At 58.8% G+C, this 12,345-nt stretch carries 10 protein-coding genes; 5 read left to right on the top strand and 5 right to left on the bottom strand.

Going from position 1 to position 12,345, the window contains the following annotated elements; genetic code table 11:
• Positions 1-259 precede the first annotated feature (259 nt).
• Positions 260-769 (bottom strand): ferritin-like domain-containing protein, encoded by a 510-nt coding sequence (locus NKH13_RS20315; protein ID WP_352457928.1) that lies wholly within the window; start codon positions 767-769, stop codon positions 260-262.
• A 653-nt stretch (positions 770-1,422) separates the two neighbouring features.
• Here NKH13_RS20315 and NKH13_RS20310 point away from each other — a divergent pair.
• Positions 1,423-1,776, top strand: a complete 354-nt coding sequence (locus NKH13_RS20310; protein WP_023680319.1) for a hypothetical protein — start codon at positions 1,423-1,425, stop codon at positions 1,774-1,776.
• A 996-nt stretch (positions 1,777-2,772) separates the two neighbouring features.
• Complete coding sequence (locus tag NKH13_RS20305; RefSeq protein ID WP_352914022.1) at positions 2,773-3,156, top strand: hypothetical protein; 384 nt, start codon at positions 2,773-2,775, stop codon at positions 3,154-3,156.
• Positions 3,157-4,933: 1,777 nt separating this feature from the next.
• On the opposite strand, the gene NKH13_RS20300 is transcribed toward NKH13_RS20305, so the two are convergent.
• Both NKH13_RS20300 and NKH13_RS20295 read right to left on the bottom strand, forming a co-directional pair.
• Positions 4,934-5,197 carry an SDR family NAD(P)-dependent oxidoreductase gene (locus NKH13_RS20300; protein ID WP_352706234.1) on the bottom strand — a complete coding sequence of 88 codons (264 nt, stop codon included), beginning with the start codon at positions 5,195-5,197 and terminating at the stop codon, positions 4,934-4,936.
• Between the two features lie 8 nt (positions 5,198-5,205).
• Positions 5,206-5,604 (bottom strand): DUF2231 domain-containing protein, encoded by a 399-nt coding sequence (locus NKH13_RS20295; RefSeq protein ID WP_352902607.1) that lies wholly within the window; start codon positions 5,602-5,604, stop codon positions 5,206-5,208.
• Positions 5,605-6,335: 731 nt separating this feature from the next.
• Between NKH13_RS20295 and NKH13_RS20290 the strand changes: the two genes are divergently transcribed.
• Both NKH13_RS20290 and NKH13_RS20285 read left to right on the top strand, forming a co-directional pair.
• On the top strand, positions 6,336-6,860 hold the full coding sequence (locus NKH13_RS20290; RefSeq protein WP_023677856.1) for a YciE/YciF ferroxidase family protein: 525 nt from the start codon (positions 6,336-6,338) through the stop codon (positions 6,858-6,860).
• A 206-nt stretch (positions 6,861-7,066) separates the two neighbouring features.
• Positions 7,067-8,233, top strand: coding sequence for a glycoside hydrolase family 1 protein (locus NKH13_RS20285; RefSeq protein WP_352778553.1), 1,167 nt, complete (start codon positions 7,067-7,069; stop codon positions 8,231-8,233).
• A 251-nt stretch (positions 8,234-8,484) separates the two neighbouring features.
• On the opposite strand, the gene glf is transcribed toward NKH13_RS20285, so the two are convergent.
• Entirely contained in the window at positions 8,485-9,627 is a 1,143-nt protein-coding gene (glf, locus tag NKH13_RS20280; RefSeq protein WP_352914160.1) for a UDP-galactopyranose mutase, read from the bottom strand.
• A gap of 2 nt (positions 9,628-9,629) precedes the next feature.
• Positions 9,630-10,802, bottom strand: coding sequence for a glycosyltransferase family protein (locus tag NKH13_RS20275; RefSeq protein ID WP_352902610.1), 1,173 nt, complete (start codon positions 10,800-10,802; stop codon positions 9,630-9,632).
• Between the two features lie 398 nt (positions 10,803-11,200).
• On the opposite strand from NKH13_RS20275, the gene NKH13_RS20270 reads away from it, so the two are divergent.
• Positions 11,201-12,124, top strand: coding sequence for a glycoside hydrolase family protein (locus tag NKH13_RS20270; RefSeq protein ID WP_352914020.1), 924 nt, complete (start codon positions 11,201-11,203; stop codon positions 12,122-12,124).
• Positions 12,125-12,345 lie beyond the last annotated feature (221 nt).

Below are 12,345 nucleotides of genomic sequence, written 5' to 3'. Positions count from 1 at the left end.
GCTTGATCTCGCCGAGCGCTGCGCTAGCCCTTCCGATCTTGGCTAGTGCCAATGTATTCGACCAGGCTTGCGCAGACGAACGCTTCAACTCTCTAAGTGACGACGCCGCAATATTAGCATCGCTCGTCGTTGCAATTTCTCGAAATGCGCAGCTCGGGACCGCCTGCTAGGCGTGTTCGTTGCCCAGCGTTCACGAAGGGGAATGCGCTAGCGGACGAATCCCGATCACCCAGTTCACGGTCACTACGTTCCTACCCGATCACCGCTTGGCGCTGTCGCTGTCCGCTTCGGCCCGCGCAAGGAACTGCTCGGTCGTCGAGGGAAGACGGGTTTTCAGCCAATCCGCCATCGCGACTTCCTCTCGCAGATTCTCTTCGCAAACCCGAAGAGCCTCCGTTTCGCCGAGCGATCGAGCAGCGGCAATCAGGATCGTGTAGGAGGCGATTTCCATGTGCTCGAACGTGTAGCTCGCGAGCGATCCTTTCATCACCTCGTCTCCAGCGAAGACGCCGCTCAGCGATTGCGCCATCGCCGTCAGCTTACCGCCAGCGTCCTTCATCGTGGATGAACCCTCGTCCATCTGATCGAGACAAGTCTTCAGCCGAGCAGCCTGCTGCTTGGTTTCGTCGAGGTGCTGTCGGATCCGGTCGCTCAGCTCGGGATAGTTCTCGATGCGACCCAACTGCCCGTTCAACATCGTTTCGGCCTGCTCTTCCATGGCATGGGCATCTCTAAGCCATTGGACAAACCATTCGCGGCTTTCTGACATCTCGAATCTCCTTTGCGATCTAAGGAAACTTTCAGAAGAGGACATTGTTCCGGAGTAGAGCCCGCCGAACGGGCCTTGACCGTCGCAGAGATCAGCGTCGTGGCGGGTCTCAATTCACCTCGCGAAAATCCTGCAGCGATGCGTGGAAAAGGCCAAGATCGCGGAAGATCGGCGCAAGGAAAACGGCCCGTGGACGCTCGCCGCTGCGCCGCTCCATCACAAAGTCCAACTGGCACTGGCCGCTTCCTGGCATCCGACGCGGCGACATACGGCGACATATTGAAGGTCCCGCATGGCATACTGCGACCGCTGCATGTCGTTCCCGGCAAGTAAGAACGGCAAGCAAATGAAGCTACCAGCGCTCGGCGAAGCTGAAGTGGATTCTCGACGAGGCGCTGATCGCGGCCGCTGGCGCTCCCCATTGAGCCTTGTGCCTCACCGCGCCACCGCAGTCACAAGGAACGCGACGGCCTCTCCGCTCGTTGATTGCTTTTCGACTCGAGCCGCCGTCATGAGGTTCTAATATACGCTGGCCATCCTAAGGCTGACCTACGACCAGAGTTACAAAAGTTGAACGTCATCGGGGAACACTCCTTCTGTCTGCCTGTTCAATTTGCCAGGCGCATCCCGCGCATTCAGACAGGAGAAAGAAGATGAAACGCATCCTTTTGGCTTCGGCCGTGCTGGCGGTGTCGGCCGGGCTTTCCTTTGCCCAGACGACCAGCGGAACTTCGAGCGGAACCTCGACGAGCGGAACCTCGACCACGACGACCATGCCCAGCACGACGGATCAGGGCACCGGCACGACGAGCAGCGGGACCAACATGTCCGGCGATCAAGGCACCGACACGACCACCACCAGCGGCACCACAAATCCGAACTCGGCCAGAGACTGCGCGCCCGGCCAGCAGACTGGCAGCGCTCAGCAGGCTGCGCCAGGTCAGCAGGACACGGCCGCCAACACCGCCGCGCCAGGCCAGGTCAAAAAGACCGACGAAGGTTGCTGATTGGCACATCGGCTCAGGTTGGAATCACCAGCGTGTGGCTGGCTGATCTCCCCCGACCACCGCCTGAACTCAACTCGGCTGGCGAGCAAGTTCCCGCCAGCCGAGCATCAGTTCAGGAACCTTTGCGCTTGCTTGTGCTTTCAGTGCACGCGTGGTTTCTTTTGCTTTCGGTCAGATAGATATCCGTCTGCTCGCGCATCTTGCCTGAAGGGAGCTGCGGTCGCGCTCAGAGGAGAGCCGCGCTGTATTGCCGATAGCGCTAGAGCGAAGAAGCCCTACGGCAACCGGCAGTTGGACTGACACCAAGTTGGCTCCGAGAGCGTTGGGAACAGCCTGGCACGGCACGTTGCTCAGTTTGGACCTTCGCAAAGGATGCATGGAATGGCGAAAGACGTTTCTCGCGAGGAAGAGCAACGCGGCACCGGAAAGGTCCTCATCTGGGGCGCCGCGATCGCCCTTGTTCTCTTTGTTGCCCTGCTGGCCATATTCGTTCTGGGGTAGTCCTGACTGCTGCAGCAGGATCTAACTTGGGTGCACGACGTTCTGAGCCTAGAGAGCTGCAGAGCCTACTTGGATCTTGAGCACCGTGGGGTTGAATGCAAGCTCCCGTGTGGTGCAAGTGACTGCTAGGCTTTCGCGGTTTTGGTGTCCTCTTCGGTTTAGATGCCGCGGGCCGACGTCACAGCAAGTGCGGCCTTCAGGCGCTGCTCCCGAAGCCGCGGTCTTTGCGTCTCGTGCCGCAGGCTCAATGTCGGTCAATCCTCGTGCAGCATCCGAGGCGCGCTCGTCTCCTGGCTTGTCTTTCTTTCTCGGTAGGCAACTTCCTACACTCCGATGTGCCAGCACAGTCGGCTGTCGGCACCCAACCATGGTCGCCATATCGTATTCCACGCCAACAGAAAAAACCCGCCTCGACTGCCGCTAAGCGCGCGCATCCCCGCCTCTGGAACGCTTCAAACACTTTGCCGTTGTTAAAGGCACCTGCAGGAGCCAGGCATGAGAGTATTCCAACGAATTTTGCCGCTCACCGTGTTCGCGTTGCAACTCTTTGCCGTGCAGTCATTTGCTCAGACCGAGCAGCAAGATCTTCCGGGGCAAGGCGCATCATCGACAACCGAAGATGCCGAGGATGTCGGCGTCGACGTTTCGCTTGGCAGGCACGAAGTGAAACAGCAGATCGCACGGGAGCTTGGAATCTCCGAGGTGGAAGTGCCTCTGGCAGTTCATGTGCCTATCGAGCTCGCCAAGCGGGTCTGCGAGAAAGAGGTATTCGACGCACGCGCCAATGTGAACCGAAGTTGCACCGCGACGAAATACATCCCGGAAATTGCCGAAGCAGCACGAAATCGTCCGCAAACCTCTGCCGTTCCGGAGCAATAGGCGAAGACGAATACTATGGGATAAAGAAGGGGTGCTTGGCTACTCTGGGCGATCGACGAAGCGCCGCCCCGAAAGTGTGGAGCGCTTGCGCGTAATTTTTCAGGCAGCGTCGATACCGCTTGGCTTCCCCAGAGGATGAATCAGTGTGGGGCCGTATGCTTCGACAAAAGGCGCACACCAGATTGCGAAGGCAACCTTCGACCGGTAGAGGCGGACACTGCTTGTTAGCAGCATCTTGATGATCGCCAAACTGACGAGCTTCTCTGGTCAGCATAGTAGCTTTTTGAGACTCCCGGCCCTTTTAGGTATACTTTCCCCTGACTGTCGACAATTGTTAGGGCGTCGTCAGCTGTGAGCGACCATCGCGCTTCCGCCCCGATCGGGAGACAGCGCAGATGGAAACCTCGTTCAAGAACGAACTGTAGCGGCGCCTGAGCGCGCCGGATCTGACATTGCTGCAGCCTCACCTCGAAGGCCGTCACTTGGGACTGACGACGCACCTGGAGCAGGCCTCGGTCCCGATTGACACCTCGATTTCTTCGAGAGCGGTCTCGGGTCAATGGTGGCGAAGCTTCGGGCTGAGGTCGAGGCCGAGGTTGGCATTATTGGCTTTGACGGTATGACCGGATCAGCCCTGGTCATGGGTGAGGACCGGTCCCCGCACGATTGCTTGTTCAATTGAAGGCTGAAGCTATTGCTATAGACGCGCGTTGGCGGATCGTTCTTATGGGCAGCCCGAGGCGGAATACATCCGACTGATCGGGACGCCCCGTTGCTCATGATGTCACCCGTGCTGGCCTCTCTCCCGTCGCTGACCACATTCGGGAGGTGGCGATTGGCACCTGTCAGGACGTTCTGGCAAGGGTTGTCCAACGGTATGAAACCGCAGTGTCGATTCAGGACAGGATCGTTGAACATTGCAAGGAGGTCGGATTAACACCGCAAGCAGATGAAGCTTTTTTGCAGGCCTTGTGGTTGTCGCTGGCGAAGGCCAGGACGGCCTTGGAGCGTGAGGTCCCTCCGGCACCGCTGCAAGCGCACCTGGCCGGCCGCTCTAGTCCTGGAGAATTGCCGACCTCGTCGCTGGTCAGCATGCCAGAATGTCGATGGCGGAAGCCATGAGGACCCCGATTGAATGTTCTCATTCGTTTGTGATCGGGGGTGCAAGGCAATCCGGCTCCAGCGCATGTTGGCCTCAGGAACAAACCGCGGTCGCATCCGTTCAGCATCGCGAAGGACGAGACGGCTGTCCACGGCCTTTCCGGTACTGCAAAGGAGACATAACGTGCTCGGCCGCAGAGGGGGTTTTCGAAGACCATCTGAGGCTTCGCGCCGCTGGCGACATCGAGGAGGATCTTAGGCGCAACTATGCTGTGGACGTGGTCCTCTTGACCGCGAATTCGAATTTAGAGGCCATGATGCCGTCCGCCTGTCGTCCAAACGCCTGCGCGAGCAGCTGCCTCAAGGTGAGTTCAACTACATCGCAAAACAGGTCCGCGGCCCCTATACACTGCTGATCTGGTCGGCAACTTCGTCCAGGTCCGAAGCCATTGAGGGCGCCGACAGTTCCGTCATTCAGGACGGCAAGATTGTCTTCCAGTCCATTCACTACAGGTTGCACCCCAAGGGGGCTGGGGAAGCCGGCGGGCTCTTCCACTCACCGCATCCGACTGGTCACAAGCTTTGTTCAGTACCGGCGCCATCCACCAGAAACGTCCTGATCACACATGCGGCGGGATTTCCTCGAAGCGGCCGAAAAGCAGGACTGCGGCGCAATTCACCCACACGTCGATCCTGCCGAAACGCGACACGGCAAAGCTGCGCATTCTCCACGGGCCGCATCGTCCGCCATATCGGTGGCAAAGGTCAGCGCCTCACCGCCCAAGCCGGCGCACTCCTTGGCGACCTTGTCGAGTGCGTCCGCGTTTCTTGAGACCAGCACTAGCCGTGCGCCTTTGCGCGCCAAACCCAGAGCAGTCGCTCTGCCGATGCCGCTCGAGGCGCCGGCGACCACGACGACGGCTCCCCGCAGTTCGGCCATTCGTCAACCTATCGGGATAATTCCGGGCGGGAGTTGAGATCCTCACCCTCTTCGGGATGGACGCCTACCCTGTGTTCGTAGACAAGCGTTCCGCCTTTCCAGCCGGTGTAGACGAGCAGCAGAACGACAATCGTTGATAGCGCCGGGCCCCAGGGCAAGGCGCCCTCGGCGGCACCGGCGCTTAGGCGCAGCATGAAGCTGGCCAGCGCCAGCACCACGGCCACGACATTGCCGACCATATGGTGCCACGCTGCATTGATGGACCGCACCCTTGAATTTCCAAGAAAATCGGTAAAGCCGGCCAGCGCCGCGGCAGCGCTCATCAACAGGACAAAGCCGAGCAACCAGAAGGATGCTTCGGCCCAGAATGCATTTCCGGTGGACCAGATGCCGCCGACGCCGTGCAAAAACCGCCGGCCCTAGTTGTTCTTTTTGAGGAGACGAGCTTCCCTCAGGATTGAGCCGCGATCGAAGCCGACCAGCGACATTATCTCGCGTATGTGGTGTTCGGATACGCCTGACTCTCGCGCGAGCTCGCTGACGATTTCAGATTTCGGGCCGAGCCGCCCTTGTTCTTCCGCCATTACACCAATGCCTCGTATTGGGCCAAGAGTGCGACAGTCGCTCCCAAGCGTCAGCGGCCATGTTGTATTGCTGACGATTTGCTATTGTACGGTTCCGGACCAATTCTAGCCAGGGGATTCGCTCAGGTCTGCACTTGCCGTCCAAGCGCCTGCCGGGAAGCCTCGACAGTAGTTCTTCCTCGTCCACTAGTCCGGCCATGTAATTTGCAATGATCCGGGACGCCAACGCCTTAAGCGCTTCTCCAACCCTCTCGAACTCCGAGAAGAGATCGGGAACCTTGATCAGGTGCGGGCAAAGGTCCGTTGCGAAAAATGCGGCCGCAAGGACTCGATGACAGCGGAAACCCTTGAGGCAGACGATCCTCATTCCGGAAGTTCCGCAATGGAGCGCAGCCGAGATGCTCAAGCCGCTGCTGGCGCGGCGGACTGGAATCAGCGGTCAACCCGACCGTCGCTCGCTGTTGGCTGCCGGTGTGCCGTCGCCGAAGGAACAACAAGAGACTGGTCCAGTTAGAGCCATGCATGCGTCGATAGAAATGAAAGAGGAGATGACAATGGCGACGAAAAAAAGCTCTCAGGGCAGCTCCAAGGGCTTGGAAGACCTTTTCTATGATGGTCTGAAAGACATCTACTACGCCGAACGCAAGATTCTGACGGCGCTCCGGAAAATGGCAAAGGGCGCGGAGTCCGAAGAGTTGAAGGCGGCGTTCGAAAAACATCGTGACGAGACAGAGGGTCAGATTGAGCGCCTGCAGCAAGTTTTCGACGCCTTTGGCAAGAGAGCCCAAGGGAAAACGTGCCCGGCGATCGACGGCATCATCGAAGAAGGACAGGAGATTTTGGAGGAATTCGAGGAGGCTCCGGCATTGGACGCGGGTCTCGTGGCTGCAGCCCAGTCCGTCGAACATTATGAAATAGCGCGCTACGGGACTCTTGTCACATGGGCCGGGTTACTTGGCTTGAAAGACGCCGTCCCGCTACTCGAACAGACGCTCAAGGAAGAAAAAGCAACCGATGAGGCGCTCACCCGACTAGGCGAAACAGGCGTCAACGAACGGGCGATGCAACAGGCCGCATAACTTCGGATCGAATCGACGCGACCGCGGCCCCCGGCAGACGGGATTGGAGCTTGGTTGTATTCGCCAATCCAGGCACACGTGTACACCGCAGCCGCCGAGCCGTCGACGTGGTGGTGGCCGACCGGTTTCGACTAGGCCACCGGAACTGACAATGGGGGACTGCGAATGCGATTACTTGCCCACGCCTTGGGCGACAGGATGTTGGTATGAACGAGGATACCGCTCGTCGGCCCACGGCAGGCTCTTCCGGGTTCGACAGCTTTTTCATGGCTGGTTTCGAGTGTTCCTCCCACAGGCGCGCCGACGGGGCCCGTCTTGATCTGATCCGCGCGACCTCACATGACATCCATGCACATGCCGACTATCGCCGTTGTGCCGAGCTTGGGCTTCGCACGATCCGCGACGGCTTGCGCTGGCACCTGATTGAAACAGCGCCCGGAGTCTTCGACTGGTCGAGTTGGACGTCGGCGATCGAAGCAGCCCAGGCGGCCGGGGTGCAGATTATCTGGGATATCTTCCACTATGGCTCGCCAGACCATATCGACCAAGGTGGCCCGGGGTTTATCAAGGCCTACGTCCGTTTCGCCGCGGAAGCTGTTCGGGTTCATCGCTCCGCTACCGGGGTGGCTCCCCTGGTGTGCCCGATCAACGAGATTTCGTTTTTTGCATGGGCTGTGGAGGTCGGCTATTTCCCCCGCGTCGGGCCGAACAAGCGTGGGTGGTTCAAACGACACCTTGTCAGGGCAGCGGTCGCCGGCGTGAGGGCCATGCGGGAGGCCGAACCCGGCTGCAGGTTCATCTGGGCTGAACCGCTGATCCATATTGCTCCTCGTGACCGTACTCACCCCGAGCGGCAGCGCGCCGAAAATGCTCGCCAGGGGCAATTCGAGGCGTATGACATGCTGATTGGGCGCGTGGAACCGGAGTTGGGCGGCAGCGAGGACGTTGTGGACGTCATTGGCCTCAACTTCTATCCGCACAACCAATGGTACTTGAATGGCCCAACGATACCGATGGGGCACCACGAATACCGTGCACTTTCGGAAATGCTGGTCGAGGTCGCCGAGCGATACAAGAAGCCGATGTTCATCGCCGAGACCGGCGCCGAAGGTTCAGGCCGGCCAGCCTGGCTTCACTACGTTTGCGACGAAGTGCGCGATGCGACGAGCCTCGGTGCACCTGTTCAGGGTATATGCCTGTACCCGGTGACGGCCTACCCAGGTTGGGACAATTCGCGCCACGCCGAAGTCGGCTTGTTCTCCACCATTCATGCGGACGGCTCGCGCACTGTTCGCAAGCCACTTGCGGACGAGTTGGAACGCCAGCGCCGATTGTTCGAGGTGTTTGGAAAAGAACCAGCAAGCGCGGTATAGTTCTGCCGGTCGAACAGGGCGCCGGGCTTCCTGCGTTAACGACGACATGACTAAAACTGTCGCGAAGCTTGGCCGCGGTGATGAGAGCCAGGACGGTGAGCTTGGCGGGTTTCGCCGAGGATAACGGCTAGGGAAGGCCTCGATTGCTGCGAGCCGCAACTTGCATGCCGAATTCGGCCAATCGGCCGCGTCCGTGACCAACACAACAACCCAACGTAGGATCGATCGAATGCCCCTCAACTATGTAATGTTCACTCGGCCGCCTCGCGCTGCACCGACGGGGGCACAATCGCGGTTGCCGGCAGGCTCCTCTGAATGCGCGCGAACGTTGCCAATGCCTGGCCGGCGACCTGATCCATATTGTAATAACGATATGTCGCCAGACGTCCGACGAACCAGACCTCCGGGCAGGCCGCGGCCAAAGCTTCGTATCTTTTGTACAAAGCCTCGTTTTCGGCCTGCGGCACCGGGTAATAAGGATCTCCGACGTCGGTGGGGTATTCGTAGGTGAGGCTGGTCTTCGGATTCTGCTGACCGGTCAGATGCTTGTACTCGGTGATCCGTGTGTATTTTTCCGTCTGCGGATAGTTGACGACGGCAACCGGTTGAAACTGCTCGCAATCAAGCGTCATGTGCTCAAAGCGCAGCGAGCGGTAGGGCAAGCGACCAAGCTTCCAGTCGAAATACTCGTCGATCGGACCGGTATAGATCATCCGCTGGAAGGGGATCTTGTCGCGAATTTCGCGGTAGTCGGTCTGCAGCATGATCTTGATCTTGGGATTATCCAGCATGCGCTGGAACATGCGCGTATACCCGCCTGCCGGCATTTTCTGGAAAGTGTCGCCAAAGTAGCGATCATCCCGATCGGTCCGGGTTGGGACTCGCGCCGTCACCGACTTGCTCAGCTGGGAAGGGTCGACACCCCACTGCTTCCTCGTGTAGCCGCGGAAGAATTTCTCGTAGAGCTCTCTGCCGACAGTGCTGACCACGACGTCCTCAGCGGTGCGGACTTCTTTGACCGTTTCGCGCCGGGAAGCGAAGAAGTCCTGCAGCTGCTCGGACGTTAACTCAAGGCCGTAGAGGCGGTTTATGGTGTCGAGATTAATCGGTATCGGCAGCAGCTTTCCATCGACAAGCGACAGCACGCGATGTTCGTAAGGCCGCCATTCGGTGAATTGCGACAGATAGTCGACGATCGATTGGGCGTTGGTGTGAAAGATGTGAGGCCCGTAACGGTGAATTAGTATTCCCGCCTCGTCGTAGCAGTCAAAGGCATTGCCGCCGACGTGATTTCGTCGGTCTATGATCAGGACGCTTTCCTGCCGTTGCGATGCGATACGCTCGGCCAGCACACTGCCGGCGAAACCGGCCCCTACGATCAACCAGTCGAACACGCTCACGCCCTCCTCAGGAATGGGACGACGCTCTTCATCGCATGGGCGCGCTCGATGTGGGCAGCCATCGCGCTCCAGGTCTTCTCCCAGGACATGTCGGCGAGGTAGGCGTCGGCTTTCTTCACCAGGAAATCGCGGGGGTGGGCCAGGATCAAGCGAAGCTTGGCCTCGATATCCTCCGCCTCAACAATCTCGACAAGGCCTTCGACGCCATAGGTACGCACAACGTCGACGATCGCCGTGGACAACACCGGCAGTCCTGCCGCAAGAAACTCGGGAGTCTTGGTCGGGCTGATGTAGCGGGTCGCTTCGTTGAGCGCGAACGGCATCCAGCCGACACTCCAATGCCTGAGATAGTTCGGCAGGTCTGCATAGGACTTGCCGCCCAGCCAATGCAGGTTGCCTGCCGTGGGAAGGCTCGCCCGATCGATCTTGACGACAGGGCCGAGCATGACAAAATGCACGTCTGGCATTGCCGCAGCCGCCTGCGCGATAAGTTCAAGGTCGAGCCGTTCGTCGATGACCCCGAAGTACCCCACCCTCGGGTGAGGTATGTCGGCCTGATCGAACGGGTCTTCACCTGGCGCCCTAGCCTGATGGAAATGGGTAACGTCGATGCTGCTCGGGAAGGGAAAGATCGCCCGATGCAAGCTGCGCTTGGCCTCGTAGAGGCTCTGCCCGCCCGTGAAGACGACATCGGCACGTTGCAACAGCGCCTTTTCCAACTGCGTCAACTCTGCGGGAGCGTCTTTGAACGCGGAGAGTTCATCCATGCAGTCGTAGACGCAGACGTCACAGGCGAGATGATCGCTGAAGCGTAGCGCCATGGGCGTGTAATACCAGGTCGTCAATCGGTCATGCGGCGTGGAGGCGAGGATCTGATCGACGAACCTGCGCTGGATTGTGTCCGCCCTGGTCGCGGAAGTACCAACTGGGATCAGCGGCGTCACTATTCTGATCTTGGGGGTAACATTGTGCACCCGCATCGAAGGGTGGCGCCTCTCATCGAAGATCGGCTCTTCGAAGTAAATTAGCTGTTGCTGTTTTGACGCCAGGGTGAGAATGTGTTGTGGTCTCTGATATACGAAGTTCCATCGGAGGTGTGAAAAGCAAATTAAAATAGACGGTTGTACAGGGTTTTTTGGTGTTTTGGCCCGGCCCGCCGCCATTTCCATGTAGATTATCCTTCGATATAGTTACAAAATGCCTCGACTAACAAAAGTCAATCGAGGCAGCTTTGACATGAAGTTCGCAGCCTTCTATATAACTTCCATCCCGATAAGTTGTTCCATAGCTCCAAACTGTCTCGGGCGAGACCAGCCGTCCGCTCCACTTGCGACGGCTCAACAGAGAAGGGGCGAGCCGGCCGCCCCCATTCGATCCACATGATGAAGCCCCTCGCGTCAGGTCGGCTCCCCAAATGTGGCCCTTTGCCACAGAGCGGTTCAAATCCTTCAATCGTTCAACAACCGTTCATCAGCGGAGCTATAAATACGCTTGGAATCGATTCATCTGAGTCGCGCCGGTGGTTCATTTGAATGGAGACCGAGACGAATCGAGGGATGGCTGGCGAATGAAGATCGACTTTGAAACCAACGTCTTTCCATTGTTTCACCCGCAGGTTGTGGATGATCTGAAGGACCCTTGTCCGGTGTTCGACGGCACGCTCTGGCACGTCTTCGGCTCCAGCGGCACCGTCACAACAGAGAGCTGGAAAATCCTCCACGCCACAGCGCCGGATCTTTATGGACCCTGGACAGAGCACGAGGCGATCGTTTTGCCGGTAACCGGATCTGGCATTGCGGCGCCCGGCGTCATTCATGAGTGCGGCGTCTTCCACATGTTTATCCAGACCGAATTCATGAAGTCCGGCGGACGTTGCGAGCACGCGGTGTCCAATAACGGCTTTCATTGGGTGGTGCTCAATGCGGCGATATTGTCGCTGCCCGACACCGATGAGGACGGCATCTACGATCCCCACCCCGCAATCATCGGAGGCAAGCGCTATATCGTCTATTCAGGCATGCCCAAATTCACCAGGGTGCCCCAGCCTGATGTCTATCTGGCGCGCAGCCAATCCGATTCCTGGTTCGGGCCATGGAAACGTCTCGGCAAGATACTCGATCATCTCGACGTGCCGCATCACAATGCGCGCGAGCACCCCGATTACGAATGGGGGATCGAAGGCGCGCAGCTCGTCGAGCTGCCGGACGGTCGTGTGCTTCTCAACGCCACCTGCTTCCTCCCCGAAGGTCCGCGCGGCAGCCGGCAGCGCGTCTTCTTCGCCATCGCCGATGACGTCAAGGGTCCCTACGTTTCCGTTGGCCCTGTTCTCGACCCTGGTGAGCCCGGCGAGAATGGCCATTCGACGGTGATGATCGACGGCCGGCAACTGACCTTGTTCTACCAGAGCAGGCGTGAGGCGACGAACCATCGCTGGCGGTTCGGGTTGGCAAAGTGTGACCTAGATCGGCATATACTTTCGAGAGTTGCCTAGATGGTAAGTTCCGGCATTTGCCGGAACGGAGGATGAAAAAAACGCTCTGGCGGTTGGTGGGAGGGATCGCTTTATACCGGTGATTGAGGCTAGTAGGTGATACGCAGCCAGTCGGCGAAGCTTGCGACGAGGGCATCTACACACCTCAGGCAAGCTGGTCGCCATAAACGACGTTGCCAGCTGAAATTCGGCAGTGGACCATAATTGCGCGCAGCACGCCG

Origin of the sequence: Mesorhizobium sp. M1348 (assembly GCF_040317925.1) — a bacterium.
Lineage (GTDB): Bacteria > Pseudomonadota > Alphaproteobacteria > Rhizobiales > Rhizobiaceae > Mesorhizobium.
The sequence above is the reverse complement of the archived record's forward strand: the minus strand, read 5'-3'. Positions and strand labels throughout refer to the sequence as shown.

Bases quoted from the DNA above. Each gene is read 5' to 3' on its own strand.
- NKH13_RS20270 (WP_352914020.1), top strand. From the start codon at position 11,201: ATGAAGATCGACTTTGAAACCAACGTCTTTCCATTGTTTCACCCGCAG.
- NKH13_RS20275 (WP_352902610.1), bottom strand. From the start codon at position 10,802: ATGGAAATGGCGGCGGGCCGGGCCAAAACACCAAAAAACCCTGTACAA.
- NKH13_RS20290 (WP_023677856.1), top strand. From the start codon at position 6,336: ATGGCGACGAAAAAAAGCTCTCAGGGCAGCTCCAAGGGCTTGGAAGAC.
- NKH13_RS20300 (WP_352706234.1), bottom strand. From the start codon at position 5,197: ATGGCCGAACTGCGGGGAGCCGTCGTCGTGGTCGCCGGCGCCTCGAGC.
- NKH13_RS20310 (WP_023680319.1), top strand. From the start codon at position 1,423: ATGAAACGCATCCTTTTGGCTTCGGCCGTGCTGGCGGTGTCGGCCGGG.
- NKH13_RS20285 (WP_352778553.1), top strand. From the start codon at position 7,067: ATGAACGAGGATACCGCTCGTCGGCCCACGGCAGGCTCTTCCGGGTTC.
- NKH13_RS20305 (WP_352914022.1), top strand. From the start codon at position 2,773: ATGAGAGTATTCCAACGAATTTTGCCGCTCACCGTGTTCGCGTTGCAA.
- NKH13_RS20315 (WP_352457928.1), bottom strand. From the start codon at position 769: ATGTCAGAAAGCCGCGAATGGTTTGTCCAATGGCTTAGAGATGCCCAT.